This is a genomic window from Erysipelothrix larvae (assembly GCF_001545095.1).
Classification (GTDB): Bacteria; Bacillota_I; Bacilli_A; order Erysipelotrichales; family Erysipelotrichaceae; genus Erysipelothrix; species Erysipelothrix larvae.
On the sequence record NZ_CP013213.1, the window covers coordinates 391805 to 414299 of the forward strand.

Sequence of the window (22495 nt, forward strand, 5' to 3'; positions counted from 1 at the left end):
TTTCAAGTCATGGCACCTGATGGAAGCCTTCGATACACAAATGGGGTTGTGTTTATCAATCCGTTTATTACACGGAGTACACGGATCACATCGTGTACGGTATCTATGGTATCAGTGCGTCACTTTGACCTTGACCTCAATCTTCTGGATTTGAGGGTGTGCTAGGCTTATTAATTTGAGGATTGCTTCGTTCCATAATAGTGTGCGACCTCTTTTCTACATTGGTTAAACGGCTTGTTTTTATGGTCTTCTGATCGGTTCCAAAACGAATCCGTGCATCTGTTTATTTAAACATCACGGAAAACGCATTGTTTTGGGATTCATAGAAATGAGTGTATTTGTCAACTGAATAATGGTCCAAATCTCAATTGAAAACTGGTCCACTACCGTTTGTCATTGAATGAGTTTTAAAAAACTGATATCATAGTCTTACTCCTTTTAGGAGGGTTTGGATTGGTAGAAACTTTTGTCTGCAAACTTGAGGTTTCTACCTTTTTTATGAACTTCATTAAATTAAGTAAACCAAAAAACACTTATATACAGAAAACCATTTTGTATAAAGTAACGTAATGCTTTATTTTGATGGTCTAAGATACTCAATTTATACCAATTAATCCTCAAACTTTCCTTAAGCAAGTGAAGAACGGTCAATTGCTTCACCTTTAAAAGTTGTGTTTTAAAGTGAAAACCCCAAGTTACATCTACTATCCTTTATAAACATCCTTCTGGGTGTTTTTTTACTTCATATGGAAGTCTCACAATGCAATGATAATAATTGTAGTTGAATAATGATTGGAAACTTTGTTAAAAAATAAAGAATAATAACAATGTCGTAATAATTCTGAAGCAAATATTCTAAATTGAATAAAAACCTCAATTATTTAATACTTAAAGGAGCGATTAGGGGATTGTGGGGTATAATGGATGCGCCATAAGGTCTGTATTATTAAAGGAAGGCGCATAGTGGAAGGTGCATCAGGTAAAAAATTGATGCTGTTCACAAGAAAAGGTAAATTATGAAAGAATATAATGAAAGTGTAGATTATAAGGCCATGGATTTCTTTACGAAAGAAAGATACATCCAAATTCATTGGAAGTGGGTTGAGTATTACAAGACGCTTCGCGTAAGCATCGACAATAAAAGAATACATTTTTATCATGACAGCACACGATACGCTTTGAATTATGTCAACACACTCTTTGCCGTGAGTGATCAAGATCGAAATGATGCACTGTTCTTGCTGTTACTGCGCTTGCTAAATTTCGAATGTATCAAGAGTGAGACACTTGATATTACCATAGGTTTAGATAAAATTAACGGAAACTACAGTAGTTTCATTAATGACTTACTTGCGTTACTGAAGGGTTTTTCCTACATACGAATACTAACAATTGTATTTGATGGCATTCCGGATGAAGTAATTGTCATTAATGAGTCAATCAACACTGCAAAGATTGAGCAATTAGAGATCGGAGCAAGTAAAGGACATTATAATCAACATCCTGTTGTTGCGTTTGATGTATGCGAATTGTTCTACTTGGAACAACTCATTGTTCAAGTTAAGGATAATAAAAGCTTGGAAGTTCTCTTAAGAAGTAAGTCACTTAAGACAATTGAACTTTATCTAAGTGGATACAACAATGCAGAATTTGATATCATTAATGACGCATTACAAGTAATCGATATATATGCTTCAGCGAATTACCAAAGAGCAATGAGTTTTACAGAGTGTTTCACAGATGCCGCAGTTATTGTGAATGGATATCAGTTGAGGTAAGAACATGACCTATATATTAGAACAAGTACTGAATGAAATCAAGACGGGTGTCAAGCAATATGAGGACGCAAACAGAACACACTTCAAACTTGGAGCGGTGGATAGTCTGTCAATGTTGACTATTGAAGTTAGCGTAAATTTTGGAGCAATATTATATGAATATGAACCGACTAGTGATGAACCGTTTTCATTATATATTTCAATCAACCAATATTCATTTGATTTTTCCGTCATTGATTTACCTACACTCATGAATGGTTTGAACAAGGAAATACTGATCGATGCAGTATTTATTGATTTTCTATGTGAGATTAAAAGTAAGATTGACTTTGAAATTTTATGTGGAGATATCTGCGAAATCATCAACATTAAGAGAATATTAACAATGTCAATTCGTGGGTTAGTGTATCAGAATGAACGAGTATATTTAGATAACATTGATAATCGAACGCTAAGAAATTTATTTTTTGAGACACAGGTGAACTCAGATGGGTCTATAAGACATCATAAACAGTGTATTGTCACATTTGGCAAAGCTGTTAAAATTAACTTAGAGGGTGCTTTCTTCAATGTTGCGAAATGGGATGACGTTGCAGTAGTATTGAGTACAGATCGAATTACTGATTGTGTAATCAGATGTTATGACACACAAGAAGAGAATTTTAAAGCCATAAGCTCGAACACCTCTAATTTTCAATTAACAACATATTATGAACCAAACTTCATCAAACAGTACCTCACTGTTTGTAGTTATTGGGGAGTATGCTTATTAAAGTTTGAAGAAAACATATTTTGAACCGTATAAAAGGGAGAAGTAACATGAGCCAAGCGCATTACGAAACAATAAAGGAAGTTCTTGATAAATTTACAAAAGTACACAAAGAAAAAGAAGAAATCCTTGTGAACTTACCATTCAACATGCTTGAAGCACTGGGGATAGAGCGAAATGAAGTTAGAATAACACAACTTATTTATAGCCTGATTTCTCCAGGAAAATCAAAATATCATAAAGAATTCCTGATGTTATTTCTAAAAAATGTTTTAGGGTGTTCTGATTGTTATGATGACCACGTCAAATATAAGGTAAGAAGAGAAGTTACGATTAATCGTACAGAAGCGACAAGCACAGGAAGAATTGATTTGTTGATTGTGAAAGAATCAAGCAACAATTCCCTGTTAAATTTAATGCCAATTGAAGTTAAGATAGATGCCAAAGACCAGCCTGAGCAATGTAGCCGATACTTAAAATATGTAGACTCACTAATGAAGCAAAAGAGTATCACTGACACAAAACCATCTAAACTATACTATCTAACAATAGATGGGAGAAGTCCATCTGCGAACGCGTTTGAAAATATGAAAGTAGATAAACCAAGAGTAGTTGCAATATCTTTTAGAAAGCACATATTAAAGTGGTTGGATGAATGTCTAAAGCTAATCAATAATCAAGTAGGGAATCAAGATATTAATAGCGATGAACAAATCGCGAGTGCAATCAAATCATTTAAAGGAACGATAGAGAACATGACTAAAAAGAACAAACCCAATGATTCAATATTACAGATGCTTAAAGATAACCAGGAATACCTCCCAGCAATGTTCGAAATTAGAGATTTCTTGGATACCGGCTTAAAGGAAGTTGAGATTCATGTGCTAAAAGAGATATCTGAAGCAGTCAGTAAATCAGAGCGCTTTAACGGCCAATATTGCTTCGTTGACGAGTATGCAATACTCAATTGTTATTCATATTTAAATTACAAAATCAAAACTGTTTTGGAATATGATAGAAATCTATATATTGCGGTAACGCTTTATAATTCTGACGGTAAGATTACACATTTTGAAGAGGACCATCGAAAAATAGTTGAGAATTTAAAATGTAAATTATCGGATAAAACCACAGATGACGGATTCATTACATGGAAGCACATAAAATTATCAACTGACGAAATATTAATAAGGGCGACTAAACATTCAAATCCATTTGATCACCTTAATAATGTAAAACAAATAGCAGATGAGATCATAAATATATATCGTAGATTCGATGAGAAAATCAAACAGTTTATTTTAGAGAACTCAGAAGGTTATAATTTGTGATGGTCTATGATAATCAGTTTACAGAAGAAAAAAGCCAAAATCCATAATGCAAGAGACGCGCTTTAGATGCCTTCGCTCCAAGAAATAGTGTTACGCGTGCCCCCCCAAAGTAAAGTTCGCGACTCACAATTTACAAACATCCTTCGGGGTGTTTTTTAGGTGATGCAAAAAATTTCTCTAAACAAGAAGAAATTAGGAAAACGATTTCAGGTCAGACCCTTGATTTTAGGAAAGCGTTTTCATATAATGTTTGGGTAAGACTTGTTGGGGGCAAGATTTCAGTTCAGGAGGAGACTATGCGGGTAAGAAAACACCTATTACAATTTGTGTTATTGTTAAGCCTTGTATTTACTGCATTACAAGGTGCACCAGTGTCAGTGGTAAGGGCTGACAATGTTCGTGAGATTACGGTTCATTATACGGGATCGAAACAAGATATTGCATTTCATTTATGGGATGAAACGGGCGGTTTTTTCCATAGTACACAAAAAGAAGCAAACTGGGATGATGGATCATATCCAGCGGTGAGTGGCGATCACCCTTATTATGTTTTAAAAACAAACGAAACGGATAAGACGTGGACGTTAGGTGCCATTGTTCGGTATGGTGAGGATAAAGAAAAAGTGTATGAGGGAGATATACTCATTGAGATCACTCCTGAAGTTATAGATATTTATCTAGGGGATGATTCCCGTGTTTCTTTTGATGGAACCAGTACAGCACCAACACCTGAATCAGATTCAACCGTTGGTCGTGATAGTACTTTTAAAAGTGATGCGAAAGACTACATCTACATTCATTTACTGAATGAAGGCATTAACCCAAGTCAACTCACCCTTTGGGCATGGGAAGATGCACATGATGATTACCGTGAAGGAAATTGGGATACAGATCGTTTACGTCCATATGATGTCACCGATCAATTCGCAACCTTTAAGATTGGGTTGATTGACGATGCGCAACTCTTAGGATTCTTGTTTCACTATGGTGATTCACAGTCATCGGATTACTTCTTTGATGTATCCACAGATGTTCGCGATATTTACCTAAGAAAAGATGATACGAATGTGTATCAAGATGCTGAGTTTTCGGATGTTCAAGTTCAATCTGTAAAATGGGTGGATGTGAATACCCTTGAAATTGGATTTCCATCGGCTACCACAATCGATGAGTCAAGCTTAAAAGACTCGATTGAGCTGTTTAAAAATGGACAGACCATTGACTTTTCAATTGCGAAAGTTGAAGATAAGTCAGTTCAATTAACGGTTGGTGCACAGGATTTCAGCGTTAAGGACAACTACTCCATCACTATTGATGGGCGTTCAATGAATGTTGTGTTTGACTGGCGTTTTATGGATGAACATTACGCAACCGATGCGCCACTTGGAACTGATTGGAACAATGAAGCGGTAACCCTCAACTTCTGGTCACCCAGTGCAACACAGGTTGAAGTGGTGCTCTATGATAAAACCGACCAAACAAAGGTTTTAAAGACGTTTTCAATGGATGAAGTGGATCATGTGTGGGTTCTTGAACTCAAACCAAGTGATGTGGGCGTTGATTCACTGACCAATACCTATTATCAATTTAAGATTACACGCTTTGGGGAAACAGTGTATGGATTGGATCCCTATGCACGTTCCATGGCACCATGGGATGGGATTCATAAATCAGCAAGCTGTGATAGTACTCAGCCTGAGTGTATTGGTAAAGCAGCATTTGTAAATCCTGCAAATACAACCATGGAAACAAGTTATGCTGACATTGAAGGCTATGAAGGCAGAGAAGATGCGATTATCTATGAAGTGCATGTTCGTGACTTTACCTCTGATATTGAGATTGATGAGACACTCAAGGCGAAGTTTGGAACCTTCAGTGCTTTTATTGAGAAACTGGACTACATTGAGTCAATGGGTGTAACCCACATCCAACTCTTGCCAGTAATGGCCTATTACAATATCGATGAAAATAATCGTGATGAACGTGTGTGGGATGCCTTAGCACAAGGTGCTGATAGTAATTATAACTGGGGGTATGATCCACACAGTTACTTTACATTATCGGGTGTTTATTCTGAAGATAACACCAATGCAGAACTGAGAATTCAAGAGTTTAAAGCGCTCATTGATGAGATTCATAATCGTGAAATGGGCGTCATCTTGGATGTTGTATATAACCATACTGCAGCGGTTCATATCTTTGAAGACCTTCAACCAAACTATTATCATTTTATGGACTTTATGGGGAATTCAAAAACAAGCTTTGGTGGGGGTCGTTTAGGAACAACGCACCACATGGCATCACGTATCCTTACCGACTCAATCATGTATTGGGTTGAAGAGTTTAAGGTGGATGGGTTCCGTTTTGACATGATGGGTGACCATGATGCAGCGTCGATCCAAAGGGCTTATGATCTTGCATCGAAAGTGAATCCAAATATCCTCATGATTGGAGAAGGCTGGGTTACCTTTGTTGGGGATGATGATGAGCGTGTTCAAGCAGCGGATCAAAAATGGATGCAATATACCAGTGCGGTTGGATCCTTCTCAGATGAGTTTAGAAATGAATTGAAATCTGGGTTTGGTAGTGAAGGTGAACCACGCTTCTTAACCAATGGGGCGCGTTATATTGAAACCATCTTCAATAATATCAAGGCGCAACCGGGTAACTTTAAAGCGGATGAGCCACACGATGTCGTGAACTATATTGAAGCACATGATAATTTGACATTGTACGATGTGATTGCGCAATCCATAAAGAAAGATCCAAAGGATAACAATTCTGAAATCTTACAACGTCAACGTCTTGGAAACTTTATGGTGTTCACCTCTCAAGGAACTGCCTTTATGCAGGCGGGTCAAGAATATGGGAAAACACGTCAGGTTAACATTGATGCATTTAAAGAACCGGTGGGTGCATGTGGTACGACAATGGATGAACCCATTCATAAGGCAACCTGTATGTTGAATGCAGATGGCACACCATTTGAATATCCATACTTTATTCATGATTCCTATAATTCAAGTGATAAAATTAATCACTTTGACTGGGCAAAAACACAGGATCGTGATACCTATCAAGAAAATGTTCATACCGTAGACTATACGAAAGGGTTAATTGCACTGCGTCGTTCTGTTGATGCGTTTACCTTAGATACACTTGAAGCGATTGATGAGAAGGTTGTCCTGCTAGAGGTTGAAGAGCAAAACAGTGCGGACTTAATGCTAGCGTATGCGATTTATGATGACGATGCGACGTATTATGTCTTAATTAATGGTGATGATGAAACACGTACTTTCACATTTGATTCAAAAACTGCATCCGCAATTCGTAAGGCAGAGGTACTTGTGGATAACCAACAAGCAGGATCAACTGCACTTGAAGAGGTCAGTGGGTTAAATCTTGACGAAACGATTAGCGTGGATGCACTGAGTGGCATTGTGCTTCGTGTTGAAACCCAATCATCAATGAACCAATACTACATTATGGGCGGTATTTTAGTTGTACTGGGTGTTGCAGTTGCGATTTATGCTAAAAAACATCCTAAAGTTAAACACGATTCATAAGAGAAACCAATGAAACACCCTTAAATGGGTGTTTTTTTGAGTGAAAACGCAACTATTTGAGCAGTTAATGATAAAAAATGCAAGAAAATGATTGATTATGATTGAAACCGTTATCAAGTTATGATATATTGTTGGTGTAAAGGAGAGGATAAGATGATCTGGATTTGTACGTTAAATCCTTCAATTGACTATCACATGTCCGTGGATTCCTTGGATTTAGGGAAGACCAATCGCAGTCAATGTGAACATGTTGTCATTGGAGGAAAAGGCATCAATGTCGCAATTGTACTGAATGAACTTGATGTTGCTTCAACTGTTTTTGGATTTGTCGGGGGTTTTACTGGAGATAAGATTGTGAATGAACTCCAAAAATATCCACACATTCACGATGCATTGACCCGTGTTGAATACGACACACGGATTAATGTCAAGGTTAAGGGACAGGTTGAAACAGAGATCAATGGACGTGGTCAACCGGTTAGTGAAACCGATGTTAAGACCATTGAGACAACGTTATCCCATGTGTCTAAAGGGGATCTTGTTGTATTGACGGGCAGTGTAGCAAATGGGATGGATTATCGCTGGTATCTCAACGTAGCACGTCAATGTTTAGATCGTGGCATCGAGTTTGTGGTGGACTTTGCAGACACAACACTGCTTGAAGTGCTCAAGTATAAACCACGCTTAATTAAACCAAATGTGAGTGAACTTGAGGCTATTTTAAATACACCGATTGAAACCGATGAAGACATCATCAAGGGTGCACAAAAACTTGTGAGTCTTGGTGCACAAGCATGCATCATATCAAATGGAGCAAAAGGGTCATTTCTTGTGACACACGATGCAATCTTCACATCGAATATTCCTGAAGGTGACTTTAAGAATTCTGTAGGGTCGGGGGACTCAATGGTTGCAGGATATCTTAAAGGATACATCGCACAAGAGTCTATAAGCACCTCATATCAATATGCAGTTGCATGTGCAAGTGCCACCGCTTATTCAGAACACCTTGCCACACATGAGGCAATCGATCAACTTATGAAACGAGTAAAAATATCAGAGGTAGGAGGAACATTATGAAACTCGAAAATGTACTTAGACAAAGCGTAATGATGTTAGACCTTAAATCAACATCCAAAGAAGCCGTGATTCATGAACTGGTGATGATGTTGGTAGAAGATGGTGTATTGGATAAATCAAATCGTGAAGCGTTTGAATCGGTAATTTGGGAACGAGAAAAGATCAGCAGTACAGGTGTTGGCGATGGGGTTGCGATTCCTCATGGTATGAGTGAACTTATTTCAAAACCAACTGTTGTATTTGGTAAGAGTACCCAAGGCATTGAATTCAATAGTTTAGATGGTAAACCGGCATGCTTGTTTTTCATGATTGCGACACCAAAAAACTCAAACAATGATCACTTGGCATTATTGTCACAACTCTCCGCACGACTTATGAATGAAACTGTGATTCAATCACTCACACAAGCAACTTCAAAACAACAGGTGCAAGACATTTTAAATGCAGATGTTTCACAAACAGTCAGTGAAGTAGATGACGATGCGCCATTTGTGGTTGCGGTAACAGCATGTGCAACAGGTATTGCCCATACTTATATGGCACAAGAAAAACTGCAAAGTGCTGCGGGTGTTCATCATGTCAACATTAAAGTTGAAACCAACGGTTCAGCAGGTGTAAAAAATAAGTTATCCGCTCAAGATATTGAAAAAGCAGTGGGTGTTATTGTTGCGGCAGACATTCATGTTGAGATGAATCGTTTTGCAGGAAAACCACTGGTTCATGTTCCTGTGGCGCAAGCGATAAATAAAGCAGATTCATTAATTGAAACCATTGTGAATGGTAATGTCCCTGCTTATGTCGCTTCACATCAAGACAAAAAAGAGTCTGAAGCACCAAAAGGCGTGTATCAACACCTTATGAATGGTGTATCTCATATGTTGCCTTTTGTAATTGCAGGGGGAATCTTGATTGCGATTGCCTTTATGATTGACCAAATCATTGGGGTACCAACCGATAGTTTAGGGAAACTGGGAAGTTATAATGAACTTGCAGCAACCTTCAATACGATTGGTGGGATGGCCTTTGGCTTCATGCTTCCAGTTCTTGCAGGATATATCGCAATGAGTATTGCGGATCGACCAGGTCTTGTTGTTGGGTTTGTAGCAGGCGGCCTTGCAAGTGCAGGGGGTGCAGGATTCTTAGGTGCACTCTTGGGTGGATTTGTCTCAGGCTATGCGATGAACGGGACAAAGAAACTCCTTGAAGGACTCCCAACCTCCATGGATGGGATTCGAACAGTACTGCTTTATCCATTGTTTGGTGTCCTTGTCGTGGGACTTGTGATGACCTTAGTCAATTATCCAATGAGCGCTTTGAATAATGCGATGAATAATTTCCTTACAGGTCTTTCTGGAACCAATGCAATCCTATTAGGACTCATCTTAGGAACAATGATGGCCATTGACTTGGGTGGACCGATAAATAAGGCAGCCTATGTCTTTGGTACAGGGACACTTACTGCAACAGTCAGTACAGGGGGAAGTGCAGTGATGGCTGCGGTAATGGCTGCAGGGATGGTTCCTCCATTGGGTGTATTTATCGCAACACAACTCTTTAAAAACAAGTTCACGAAAGACCAACAACAAGCCGGTCTTACAAACTTAATCTTGGGAGCATCCTTTATTACTGAAGGTGCCATTCCCTTTGCATCCAGTGACCCAATTCCAATGTTGATTAGTTTTGTGGGTGGATCTGCGATTGCATCAGCGCTTGTGTTAATGTCTGGAATTCAAGTGCTTGCTCCTCATGGTGGTATCTTTGTCATCATGCTTGTATCCAATCCATTGCTCTATATTGCTTACATTGCAATAGGTTCTGTGATTTCTGGAGTACTCATCGGACTGCTTAAAAAATAAGGAATAAACCTTGTAGATATTGATTCATGTTTTGAATTCTTTCTGCAAGGTTTTTTTGTTATTTTGTGTGATAATTAAGTTATTGATTCACATTAGATTATTCTGTGGTATTCTAAATAACAGTTAACCATTTTTTTGTGTTACATGTTATAATTAATAAGGTTAGGAGGTTTCTATGCCACTCAATTTATTATGGTTTCAGTCATTTTTACAAGCAGTAAAAGTGCTCATCGATTTTTTAATTGTTTGGGTTCTTATTTACTACATTTTAAAAGTGGTCCGAAACAACTCAAGAACAGTGCAAATTTTTAAAGGGGTAGTGGTCATAATCCTAGTGCGATTTGTAGCACTTTATTTAGGTTTATCAACAGTACAAGCTTTAGCAGATTTCGCAATTCAATATGGTTTTATCGTTTTTGTGGTTATATTTCAACCTGAAATACGCGGACTCTTGGAACGTCTTGGTAAGACATCAGTATTCTCATCAATTAATACACTTACTGGAAACGAACGTGAGCGTCTGGTTAATGATTTAGTGAATGCGGCAGTGACGTTGTCACGGCGTAAAACAGGTGGACTTATTACCTTGGAACAAGGACATTCATTGGTCGATTATATTAAAACAGGAACCCCAATTAATGCCACCGTTACTGAAGATTTACTAACGTCAATCTTTGTAACTACAACACCACTTCATGATGGTGCTGTGATTATTAAAGGAGATCGCGTTGCGTGTGCATCTGCGTATTTCCCACCAACTGCTCGTGAATTATCCTCACGCTATGGTGCGCGTCACCGTGCAGCGTTGGGAATCAGTGAAATCACCGATTCAATTACGATTGTTATTTCTGAGGAAACTGGAACTATCTCAATTGCAGAAGGTGGTAAATTGACGGAAGTGGATGAATTTAGCTTGCGTGATTATTTAAATTCTGTCATTAAAAACACAGAGAAGGAAGTAAGCGAGAAGATTGATACACGGATATCACGTCGTATTAACTTTGGTCGTTTAAATGTGGATCCAATTCGTGTTGAACGCGTAGATGGTGAAGAAATTCCTCAATTAAAGAAACAAAAAGAAAAGAAAGAACAAACAGAAAAAACAAAAGAAGGCTTTGTTGGAAGCTTTAAGAAACGTCGTGAAATGAAAAAAGAAAAACGTGAAGAACTTAAAGAATCTAGCAAGAAGGTTTATAAAAAAGATCGTTCGGATTCTAAACCCGAACCAAAAGATGGTCGTGTTAATTTAGAAGACATTAAGTCTGCAACACGGATTAATGACGACGCTGACAGTGAAAATCGTGCAGAAACACATTCTGATCAACGTGATGGAGGTGAGTCTGATGAGTGAAAAACATAAGGGGTCAAAGGGACATCCAACCAATGAGAAAACAGAAATAGCACAACGTATCGCCAAGCAATCCGCTCGGTTTGCACGTCGTTATGAAGCAGTGACTGATTTTGTTTCACGCATATTCCGTTGGTTTAGTGCGTGGTTTGACCGTATTATTTTCAATCAGAAGTACAGTAAACTTGTTGCATTTGTTGTCGCAATTCTTGTTGTTATGGCATTTACAAACAACCCTGTGGAACCATTATTCCAAACGAAAACATTAACACGTGTGAAAGTCAATGCGATTTATAACTCTGAAATGTATGAAGTAGAAGGCATTCCAGAATATGTTGAAGTGAATATAATTGGTGATTACAGTGATGTTATCTCTGTGAATGCTAATGATATTACTGTGGACTTAGATCTTGGTAAGTTGACAGAAGGTCAACACCAAGTTGACTTTGTGCCTGTGGGTGTATCACAGCGTGTACGGGCAACCGTCACACCATCATCTGCAAGAGTCACAATTCGACTCAAAGAAACCAAGACGATGGAACTCAGTTATGACTTTATTAACCTTGATAAACTTGGTAATCAATTTGTCTTGGGTGAAGTAACCCTCGATAATCGCGATGTCACAATCTCTGCTTCAAGAGAAACTCTAGATACCATCGCATTTGTGAAAGCGTTGATTGACGTGAGTGGTAAAACCGAAACCTTTACACAAGAAGCAAATGTTGTAGCGTATGATCAAAATGGTAACCGTGTTGAAAATGCAGATGTGATTCCACGTGTTGTGAATGCAACCGTTGAAGTGTCATCACCAAGTAAGACCGTACCAATTTATGTATCCATTGAAGGGGCAATCCCAAATAACAAGGCCGTTGCTTCAATTACACAAGATCATAATGCGATTACGATTTATGGACCACTTTCAGTATTGGATACGATTGATGAGATTGTAATCTCAGTACCCGCATCTACCTTGACACAAGGGCGTATGACACACAACATTACCCTGCCAACAGGTGTTCGTTATGGTAATGTATCGAAGGTTAACCTTGACGTTAAATTAGGTGATGCAGTCACCCAAACATTCGACAACATTCCGATTACATATCGAGAAAATGTGAATGGATTTAAGATTCGGGCAACCAATGAAGATGACTTTACAACATCAATTACGGTAACCGGTACCGCAGAAAATATTGCAAGCTTTAACAGAGACAACATCGCAGTATTTATCAATATGCGAAATATTCAAGAAGGAAACAATCAAGAAGTTCAATTGTATGTTGATTCGAACTTTACCTTACTCAACATTGTCTCAACGAAACAAACAATTATTATTGATGTCATTAAGTAAATAAATAGAAAAGAGGTCTTGGACATGGGGAAATATTTTGGAACAGATGGAATTCGTGGTAAAGCGAATGGGAAATTAACACCTGAATTGGCTTTAAAAGTCGGTCAGTATTTAGGATATGTATACAGAGGGAAGCGTGTTCTTATTGGACAAGACACACGCTTGTCCTCATCAATGCTTGCAAGTGCTCTTGCAGCTGGAATCACTTCAATGGGTGCGGATGCATACCAATTGGGTGTTTGTGCAACACCAGCTCTAGCATATACTGTGAAGCATGAAACATTTGAAGCAGGTGTCATGATTTCTGCAAGTCATAATCCATTTGAGGATAATGGTCTAAAAGTATTCTCACATCAAGGAACAAAGATTGACGATACGCTTGAAGGACATATTGAAGCGTACATCGATGGTGAAGAAACCCTTGAATTTGCTTCCCCAAAAGAGATTGGAATTGTCGTAGATTACAAACAAGGAATGAATGCATACCGTGCATACCTTGAAGCGATTATTCATAACCGTTTTGATGATTTAAAAGTAGCGCTTGACCTTGCGAATGGTTCTGCAGTTTCATCAGCAAAACAAGTATTTGAAGCATGCGGTGCTACCGTATTCGTAATGAATGATCAACCCGATGGTGTCAACATCAACGTTGATGCAGGATCAACCCATCCAGAAAAACTTCAAGCATTTGTAGTTGAAAAAGGATGCGATGTCGGATTTGCCTTTGATGGCGATGCAGACCGTTGTTTAGCAGTTGACCACACAGGAACCCTTATTGATGGGGATAATATTCTATATGCATTTGGTGTCTTCATGAAACGTGAAGGTTCATTAAATGACAATACAGTTGTCGCAACTGTAATGGCTAATTTAGGCTTTACCCGTTCACTTGAAAAAGCGGGAATCCACATGCTCGCAACCCAAGTGGGTGATAAATATGTGTATCAAAAAATGGTAGAAGGAGATTATAGTTTAGGTGGCGAACAATCCGGACATATCATCTTACGTGATTATGCAACAACAGGGGATGGTGTTCTTACAGCACTTAAACTCGCGCAAGTCATGGTTCATGAAAACAAGTCATTGCATGACCTTGTAGCTCCATGCATGCGTTTCCCACAACTCCTTAAGAATGTACCAGTTGCATCGAAGGAAGTGTTTATGTCGCATCCACTTGTGCTTAAAGAACTCGAAGTGATTACTGAAGCATTGGGTGATGAAGGTAGAATCCTTGTACGTCCTTCTGGAACTGAAGAATTAGTTCGCGTCATGGTAGAGGCGAAAACCGATGAGTTGTGTCATCAATATGTGGAGCAGATGATTCAAGTCATTGAGTCGATAAAGATGTAGGTGATGTTATGAAATACGTTATCAATGTTGTGGAAGATGAAAGAGACTTAAATGAACTTGTTAAAAGTTATTTAGAGAAAGCAGGCTATGAAGTGCGTTCTTATATAACTTATGATGAGGCAAATGCCCATGTTCAAGATGAAGATGTGCATTTGTGGATTTTAGATATCATGCTCGATGATAAAAGTGGGTTTGACTTAATCGAGCGAATTCGTAGTGTTTCAAAGTCTACGCCAGTAGTCTTTATGTCTGCGCGTGATAAAGAGTTTGACCGAATTATTGGTCTTGAAAAAGGAAGTGATGATTACATCACCAAACCGTTTTCTCCAAAAGAACTTGTGCTTCGCGTCAACAACATTATTAAGCGTGTTTATAAGCAAGATGTTCAAGTTGAAGTTGATGGTTATATTATTGACGAAAAACAACGTAAAGCCCTTAAAGATGGGGAAGAACTTGAATTAACTACCAAGGAATTTGATTTATTGATGATGTTTGTGAAGAACCGTGGTGTTGCCTTTACGCGTGAACAAATTCTTGTTCATGTGTGGGAAACCAACTACTTCGGTTCAGATCGTGTTGTAGATGATACACTCAGACGTCTTCGTAAAAAGATGCCAGGCCTTAATATCCAAACAATTTATGGCTTTGGATATCGTTTAGGATGAGTAAATTCAAAAACTGGGTTCGTAATCTGTCACTTGCACAACAATTATTTGTGATTGTTGTTTTTGTGATGTCCTTCCTCTTTGTATTTTTCTTTGGCGTGTTATCGGTCAGTGTGGATGAATTTGTAAAGTCACAAATGAGCTATATGCTACACCATGCTCAAGATACTGTGATCGAAAACTACAAAATGGGACTGGGAAAAGAGAATGTATTTGGGGTGCGTGATGATTCAATTACCCACATTATTCAAAAGAAAGATGGGACCTTATGGTTTTCATCCGATGATGCAATGGAAGAAATTGATACAACTTTACTCCAACAACTTGTCATCCAAATGAATGCAATTGAGTTGTATGATCGCATTAACTATACCAGTGGAACTCAAAACTTAATTGCGATTCAAAATATTGATAAAGAAGCAACCATTGCTTCAATCATGTCGATTCAGTATCAAAACAATTTTAAACGGGCACTTTTAAATAGTTTTGTGTATTTAATCATGGTTACCATGAGTGTGCTTTTTGTACTCTTAGTTTTATGGATGAGTACCATCATTCACCCGTTGAATCAGATTAAAGACTATATTGAAAAGATCAAACAACAAAAAAAGGCAACGCTGCGTATTGACCGTGGGGATGAGATTGGAGCGGTTGCTAATGCGCTTGTCGAGATGAATGAAGAAATTCAACGACAACAAGCACAAAAAGAAGAAATGCTACAGAATATTTCCCATGATTTAAAGACACCTGTTGCGACCATTAAATCATACAGTGAAGCCATCAAAGACGGAATCTATCCTTATGAGACCTTAGAGAAGTCTGTCGATGTGATTTTAGAACATGCCAATCGACTTGAAAAGAAAGTGTATAATCTGTTGATGTTGAATCGTATGGATTATATGACCAATGAACAAATTAAATCCAATGAGAAGTTACACCTTGCTCCCATTGTGGAACAAGTGATTGTATCATCCAAACAAATACGCCCTGAAATTGACTTGAAGTTAGAATTAAAAGGGGATGATTTATTTGTAGGCCAAGAAGAACCATGGCGTGTAGTGATAGAGAATTTATTGGACAATGCCCTTCGCTATAGTGAAACATGCATTGTGATTACCATAAATTCAAATGAATTAAGAGTTTACAATGACGGAAAAGGCGTGGATCCAAATCGGATTCAACAGCTCTTTAAACCGTATGAAAAGGGGGAGCAAGGCCAGTTTGGTCTTGGATTGGCAATTGTTTATCGTGTCGTAACAAACTATGGTTATTCAATTTCTGTTCAAAACGAAGATCGTGGCGTTTGCTTTACCATTAAAAGGAAAGAAGGAAAAAAATGAAAAGCACTAAAGAACAGCATCTTGCCGTTTTGATTGATGCAGAAAATGTTCCACATGCAAACATCGCAGGTATTTTGGAAGAAATTGCACGTTATGGAACACCAACTATCAAACGAATTTACGGAGATTGGACACGACAAAGCGCTTCAGGGTGGAAACAACACCTCTTGGAGAATGCCATCACACCAATCCAACAATACGCATATACCACTGGTAAGAACTCATCAGATTCTGCGATGATAATTGACGCAATGGACTTGCTTTATGAAGGCAATGTCGAGCGCTTCTGCATCATCTCCAGTGATTCAGACTTTACCCGTCTTGCGGTGCGCTTACGCGAATCAGGACGCTATGTAATCGGCATTGGCGAACGAAAGACACCCAGTGCATTTATCGTTGCGTGTGATAAGTTCATCTATATGGACCTTATTGAAATGAAAACACCAACACAAGAACAAGACTTACAAGTTTCTAAGAAAAAACTCAGTGATTTAAAGCATTTGGTTGAGTCATCCATTAATGACCTAGCAGATGATAATGGTTATGTGTTTATGGGTGATCTGGGGAATTTATTAATGAAGAAACGTCCGGATTTCGACCCTCGTGATTATGGTTTCTATCAATTAACACAATTGTTAAAAGCGATGAAACTATTTGACATTGACGAAAGAAGGGTAGAAAATAGTAACGTAAAACACGTATATATACGTAATCGATGAAAAGAGAAGGAATGTTATGAAGAAGAAGTGTGTGTTAGCGAGCCAGTCGCCCCGTCGACGTGAGTTGATGACGTATTTAGGACTCTCGTTTAGTGTCGTACCATCTAATGTTGAAGAAATATTGGATGGGAATTTATCCATTGAAAGCCAAATTGAATCCATTGCAGTTCAAAAAGCACGACCGATCTTAGAATCAAATCAAGATCGAGTTGTGATCGGTGCGGATACAGTGGTTGTTCTCGATGGAGAAATCTTAGGGAAACCTAAAACAGCAGAAAAAGCTGTTGAGATGTTAAGAAAGCTTTCTGGAAGGACCCATGAAGTCATTACCGGTGTTGCCTTATTATCATCAGAAAATGAAGTGATATTCCACAATAAAACCTTCGTGACATTTTATGAATTAAGTGATGAAGAAATAACTCGCTATGTAAACACCAAAGATCCATTGGATAAAGCGGGGGCTTATTCAATTCAAGGACAAGGTGGATTATTCGTGTCAAAGATTGATGGAGATTTCTACAGTGTGGTTGGGTTACCAATCTCAAGAATCTACCATGAATTGACACACAACAATTGGTAAATATGAAAAGTCGCTCTTAATATGAAGAGCGATTTTTTTAAAAGTTGAACCAGTTAAAGGGATGAAACGAAATGAAATGTTAAGATTTACGAAAATTATCCAATGCATTACCCACCGCATGATCATAAGATTCTTCGAATACCCAACAATCATGAACTTTAAGACAAATAGTAGCTAATGTGAACATAACACTGCGAACACAACGTTGATGTGTTCGTAATATTGGTTCAGTTCCTGATAGAGGTCAGTGTTCTTAAAGGGTAAGGCTTCTATTGTTTTGATGAGCGAAGGATCCAGATAAACAAAGACTTTAAGTTTCATGCCTTGTTTATAAATATCTATCTTAGAGATGTGCGCAAACCCTTTAAGGTGTTTTTGAAGGATCAATCGAATCCGTTCAATGATTTCAGGGTTTAAGCTAATCGACCCGGAGAGTTCTTTGAAAGACGAAATGAGCAGCGATATGGGTTGTTTTATTGAAATCATGGATAATGTCAGGGTCATGAAGAAATCCCCTGTATAGTGTAAAAAACCAAAGGATGAGTCCACGGGTATAAGACTGAGCAACCCAACAGCAAGACCTACACCCAATGATTGCAATCCATCCATGAAGTTAGTTCGCGATTCTGCTTCAAGAATCATGCTAATTCCACCGATCTTCTTGTTTTGTTTCATGTTGAAATAACTCAAAGTAAAACACATTATGACCATTAAGATGGCGTATGGAAGGACTGGACCGAGTATAAGCGTATCACCCCTACCAAACCTAAAATAATCCAGTGCACTTGTAGCAGTATTAACAACCGAAACCCCCAAAAGTCCAAGTGTAAGTAAGGACTTAACAAGCGCATATAAGGGTTCTAAGAAGTACAGACCATCGGGGTAACTTTTCGTGGTGTGTTTACTGATTTTGGAAATATAGATTGCTGCAATCGATGAGGCTAATGCAATGAAAGAGAAGAAGAAATCAAGAAAAAGTGCTTGAATTTGTGTTTGAGTATATACCCAAAACCCTGCAGCTGCAATCAGGGCATTGAAAAGGATGCTGATTAATAGGGCTTGATGTTCTATTTTCTTTTGAGTCATTGAATACCTCCACTTGTATTTAACACATAATTATATAATAATAGACATAGAGTCTATTATCTACAATCAATGTTGGCAGAAATGTCGCCTAAACGACAGATTACATGATAATGTCTATGAAGGAGTCAAAATAATGAACCAAAATGATCGAAGGGTTAGAAAAACCAGAGCAGCACTAAAACACGCACTGATAACACTTATGGATACACATCCCATCAATACCATTACGATCAAGATGTTAGTGCATGAAGCGGATGTCCATCGGGCAACCTTTTATACACATTACCAAGATATCTATGATTTATATACAGATATTGAAACCGAAATCATCAACACCTTGAAACAGACAATAACATCCAATGATGTCTATAACACATCGGATTTGTATCAAGTGCTTATTGATATGATTCATGCGAATAAACAGGTGTTTTGTGCACTCCTATCAGATCAAAATGAGTATTCATTTCTCAGTAAAATGGCACCAATTATAGAAGCCAGTTATCTACAGTTTTGGACCCAAGAAACCCATCAACCCACTGCGACACAAGCGATGGTCTGTCTCACGAAATATCACATCAGTGGGTGCATTTCAATGATTACCTTATGGCTTAAAGGACAACTTCCACAAACGATGCATAAAGAAGGACTTGCTGAACTCTTAAATCGGATCAATACTCATTTTGAAACCTTAGAACTTCAATAATGATTCAAATAAAAAATGTTATTCTGTTTATTTGGTGATGGGGAAGATAACTTAATCACAAGGGATTAGGCGAAAACATAAAAAAAAAGAACATCGATGTTCTTTAGTGTTTAAGAGAATATGAAGCGTTTAATCGAGCGCTTTTTTCTTTCATTTCTTCAAGGACTGTATGTACGGTTGTTTCTTCCATGTCTTCAAATCCTTCTTCAAGTTCAGATATTGCATCAAGTATTGATTCCAATTGAGACAAATCAACATCTCTTAATGAATACTCGTGTTCACTAAAATGCCACGTACGAATTGGATAGTAGTCCAGAATTGCTTCTGAATCACGTTCAACAAAGATTGTATCATACAAATCAAGTGATCCCGATTCAAGCGCGTTTTCAATTTCAGCGATGAGTACTGAATAGTTGTAGCCAAACATACATTGACCTCCTTACATAACTAATGCAAGATACATTTTAACACATTTCGATGTGTTTTTGTAAATAATGAAATATTGAATAATGAAGTGTGTAAAATTTGCGTGTAGTGACCCCATTGATTGGTTTTATATTCATCCCATTTACAATCAATCACTTCATTATACCACTAGGATCTATCGACTTTTATATATTTGGAAAGTGACAATTAAGACGTATACTACGGCACAGGCTCTATTGAAGCATCGAGAGGATCAACGTGTAGGGGGAACACATTTATTCATTGAAGGTGTAGCAGTTTCTGATTTCTCAAGTCATGATACCATTCACATTGATATTCTGTCTTCACCAAATCGTTGGTTGTGGTTTATTGAACCAATTAAGGTTTTCTTCCAATAGGGAATACATGCCAGTACTCAGCGGATTTACTGGCATTTTTTTATGAGAAATGGGGAAGAATTGAAGGGTTAATGAGAATAATATGTCAAAATTGATAAAATATGATGATAGCGCTTGACTTGAAGTTAACTCTAAGGTGTAAGATAAGGGTACGTGACCCAAAGGTTATCACGATGGAGGTTGATCATGGAAAAAGTAAAACTTGGGAATACCGATATTATGGTTTCTAAACTGTGTTTAGGATGCATGAGTTTTGGGAACAAGGATAATGATCCTGGAAATTGGATGTTGAATTATGAAGACAGTGAAGCATTGATTAAGAAGGCACTCGATTTAGGCATTAACTTTTTTGACACAGCAAATGTTTATTCAAATGGTGTCAGTGAAGAATTTGTTGGGAAGATCTTAAAAAAATATGCGAAGCGTGAAGATGTCGTGATTGCCAGCAAGGTGTATTTTAACGAAGGCAATCTTTCTAAAGAAGCCATCTTGCGTGAGATTGAAGGGACGTTGAAGCGATTGGATACTGATTACTTAGATCTCTACATCATTCACCGTTTTGACTACAACACCCCAATTGAAGAAACCATGGAAACCTTGGACTCACTTGTGAAAAGTGGAAAGGTACGTGCTTTGGGAGCATCTGCAATGTATGGGTATCAATTTCAAATGATGCAAAATGTTGCGCTTAAGAATGGGTGGACACCCTTTGTATCCATGCAAAATCACTATAATATGTTGTATCGTGAAGATGAGCGTGAAATGGTTCCCTATTGTAAACTAACCAATGTGTCTTTAACACCGTATAGTCCACTGGCAGCAGGAAGGTTGTCACGAACACAGTGGCATGCTAATACCAAACGAACTGAAACGGACGCAATCGCAATCCGTAAGTATGATTCGACAGAAGCAATGGATCGTAAGATTGTTGAACGAGTGCATGAATTGGCGGATAAATATGGTGTTACAATGACTCAAATATCCCTTGCATGGTTGTTTAGCAAAGGTGTGACTGCACCGATTGTTGGGATTACCAAGATGCATTATTTGGATGATGCAGTTGGAGCACTTGATGTGAAACTTACGGATGAGGACGTTTCATATCTTGATGAATTATATATACCGCATAAAGTAATGGGCGCAATTAGCCCAGAAGGGAAATAAGTATGAGAATAAAGGAAGTCAGTGAGTTATTGGGGATATCGTCACATACACTTCGATATTATGAAAAAGTTGGATTGATGCGTCCAGTTCCGAAAAACGGAGGTGGGATTCGTGATTATGAAGAACAAGATGTTTCGCGACTCCGCTTTATTCAATGCATGCGCAGTGCAGATGTATCCATTGATATTTTGAAACAATATATTGATTTGTTTGATTCACCAGGTGATACAACATTGCAGCGTAAAGCACTCTTAAAGGATCAGTATGAAATCATGCAGGCTAAGTATCAAGCAATGGAAGAAGGGCTTGCATATCTTGAGCATAAAATCAGCTTGTTGGATACAAATCAGCTCGATACAAAGCTTGAGGAAAGTATTAGAAAGTGAAACAATCAATGAAAACATTTTACATGATGCGTCATGGACAGACGCTGTTTAACGTCCGTAGGAAAATTCAAGGGGATTGCGATTCACCACTTACACCGCTTGGACAAAAACAAGCATTGGTCGCAAAAAACTATTTGGAAGATGTGGGGTTTGATCATTTTTATTCATCAACATCTGAACGGCTTCAGATACATTGGAACTCATGATTGGAAGTGAACTTCCATATACACGGCTAAAAGGGCTTAAAGAGCGTAGTTTTGGCATGTTTGAAGGGGAGAGTGAAGACTTAAATCCTTCATGGCAAAATGGTTACGACGACATGTTTCCAAACTTTGGGGGAGAAACAAGTGATGAAGTGATGCTTCGCTTGAAAAAGACCTGTATTGAGATTATGGAACAGGCGGACCATCAAAAAGTGTTGGCAGTGTCTCATGCTGGTTCCAGTTATCATTTCTTAAGGAATTGGCTGGATGATGAAACTATTTCCCAGATTTTTAAAGATGGTGGATTCCCGAATTGTTGTATTGTAAAATATGAGTACCAAGAGGGTGAATTTACGTTTGTCGACGTAATTCGCCCTGACTTCTCAAATCTATAAA

General features: G+C 38.1%; 19 protein-coding genes and 1 pseudogene. 18 read left to right on the plus strand and 2 right to left on the minus strand.

The features are described 5' to 3' along the window. Positions 1–1016 precede the first annotated feature (1016 nt). The 13 genes from AOC36_RS01870 (at position 1017) to AOC36_RS01930 (ending at position 17733) form a co-directional block, all read left to right on the plus strand. Entirely contained in the window at positions 1017–1778 is a 762-nt protein-coding gene (locus AOC36_RS01870; RefSeq protein WP_067630636.1) for a hypothetical protein, read from the plus strand. A 4-nt stretch (positions 1779–1782) separates the two neighbouring features. Next, entirely contained in the window at positions 1783–2574 is a 792-nt protein-coding gene (locus tag AOC36_RS01875) for a hypothetical protein (protein ID WP_067630639.1), read from the plus strand. Between the two features lie 23 nt (positions 2575–2597). Continuing rightward, positions 2598–3878 (plus strand): PDDEXK-like family protein, encoded by a 1281-nt coding sequence (locus tag AOC36_RS01880; protein ID WP_067630641.1) that lies wholly within the window; start codon positions 2598–2600, stop codon positions 3876–3878. Positions 3879–4174: 296 nt separating this feature from the next. Further along, on the plus strand, positions 4175–7444 hold the full coding sequence (locus AOC36_RS01885) for a pullulanase (protein ID WP_078055042.1): 3270 nt from the start codon (positions 4175–4177) through the stop codon (positions 7442–7444). A 153-nt stretch (positions 7445–7597) separates the two neighbouring features. Next, complete coding sequence (pfkB, locus tag AOC36_RS01890; protein ID WP_067630644.1) at positions 7598–8524, plus strand: 1-phosphofructokinase; 927 nt, start codon at positions 7598–7600, stop codon at positions 8522–8524. After that, entirely contained in the window at positions 8521–10380 is a 1860-nt protein-coding gene (locus AOC36_RS01895; protein WP_067630647.1) for a PTS fructose transporter subunit IIABC, read from the plus strand. The genes pfkB and AOC36_RS01895 overlap by 4 nt, the downstream gene beginning before the upstream one ends. 175 nt (positions 10381–10555) lie before the next feature. After that, positions 10556–11731 carry a diadenylate cyclase CdaA gene (cdaA, locus tag AOC36_RS01900; protein WP_078055044.1) on the plus strand — a complete coding sequence of 392 codons (1176 nt, stop codon included), beginning with the start codon at positions 10556–10558 and terminating at the stop codon, positions 11729–11731. Further along, on the plus strand, positions 11724–13079 hold the full coding sequence (locus tag AOC36_RS01905) for a CdaR family protein (RefSeq protein WP_067630651.1): 1356 nt from the start codon (positions 11724–11726) through the stop codon (positions 13077–13079). Before cdaA ends, AOC36_RS01905 begins: the two co-directional genes overlap by 8 nt. A 24-nt stretch (positions 13080–13103) precedes the next feature. Next, positions 13104–14429: a phosphoglucosamine mutase gene (glmM, locus tag AOC36_RS01910; RefSeq protein WP_067630654.1), complete on the plus strand. Its 1326-nt coding sequence runs from the start codon at positions 13104–13106 to the stop codon at positions 14427–14429. A gap of 8 nt (positions 14430–14437) precedes the next feature. Next, entirely contained in the window at positions 14438–15094 is a 657-nt protein-coding gene (locus AOC36_RS01915; protein ID WP_067630657.1) for a response regulator transcription factor, read from the plus strand. Beyond that, positions 15091–16434, plus strand: coding sequence for a sensor histidine kinase (locus tag AOC36_RS01920; RefSeq protein WP_067630660.1), 1344 nt, complete (start codon positions 15091–15093; stop codon positions 16432–16434). Before AOC36_RS01915 ends, AOC36_RS01920 begins: the two co-directional genes overlap by 4 nt. Continuing rightward, positions 16431–17153: an NYN domain-containing protein gene (locus tag AOC36_RS01925; protein ID WP_067630663.1), complete on the plus strand. Its 723-nt coding sequence runs from the start codon at positions 16431–16433 to the stop codon at positions 17151–17153. The genes AOC36_RS01920 and AOC36_RS01925 overlap by 4 nt, the downstream gene beginning before the upstream one ends. A gap of 16 nt (positions 17154–17169) precedes the next feature. Beyond that, the gene (locus AOC36_RS01930) at positions 17170–17733 is read left to right on the plus strand and encodes a Maf family protein (protein WP_067630666.1); all 564 of its coding nucleotides are present in this window, start codon (positions 17170–17172) and stop codon (positions 17731–17733) included. Between the two features lie 174 nt (positions 17734–17907). Here the strand turns inward: AOC36_RS01930 and AOC36_RS01935 are convergent, their stop codons facing one another. Continuing rightward, complete coding sequence (locus AOC36_RS01935; protein WP_067630668.1) at positions 17908–18819, minus strand: cation transporter; 912 nt, start codon at positions 18817–18819, stop codon at positions 17908–17910. Between the two features lie 133 nt (positions 18820–18952). On the opposite strand from AOC36_RS01935, the gene AOC36_RS01940 reads away from it, so the two are divergent. Then, complete coding sequence (locus AOC36_RS01940; protein WP_067630672.1) at positions 18953–19522, plus strand: TetR/AcrR family transcriptional regulator; 570 nt, start codon at positions 18953–18955, stop codon at positions 19520–19522. 103 nt (positions 19523–19625) lie between these two features. On the opposite strand, the gene AOC36_RS01945 is transcribed toward AOC36_RS01940, so the two are convergent. Further along, positions 19626–19949 (minus strand): hypothetical protein, encoded by a 324-nt coding sequence (locus tag AOC36_RS01945; protein WP_067630675.1) that lies wholly within the window; start codon positions 19947–19949, stop codon positions 19626–19628. 199 nt (positions 19950–20148) lie between these two features. Here AOC36_RS01945 and AOC36_RS12135 point away from each other — a divergent pair, with 199 nt between their 5' ends. The 4 genes and pseudogenes from AOC36_RS12135 to AOC36_RS01965 all read left to right on the plus strand — a co-directional run bounded on the left by AOC36_RS12135 (position 20149) and on the right by AOC36_RS01965 (position 22494). Then, positions 20149–20346 (plus strand): hypothetical protein, encoded by a 198-nt coding sequence (locus tag AOC36_RS12135; RefSeq protein ID WP_157777125.1) that lies wholly within the window; start codon positions 20149–20151, stop codon positions 20344–20346. Positions 20347–20532: 186 nt separating this feature from the next. Continuing rightward, positions 20533–21510 (plus strand): aldo/keto reductase, encoded by a 978-nt coding sequence (locus tag AOC36_RS01955; RefSeq protein WP_067630681.1) that lies wholly within the window; start codon positions 20533–20535, stop codon positions 21508–21510. Between the two features lie 2 nt (positions 21511–21512). After that, complete coding sequence (locus AOC36_RS01960) at positions 21513–21896, plus strand: MerR family transcriptional regulator (RefSeq protein ID WP_067630684.1); 384 nt, start codon at positions 21513–21515, stop codon at positions 21894–21896. Between the two features lie 26 nt (positions 21897–21922). Next, positions 21923–22494, plus strand: a pseudogene (locus AOC36_RS01965) (histidine phosphatase family protein). The last annotated feature ends 1 nt before the right edge of the window (position 22495 follow it).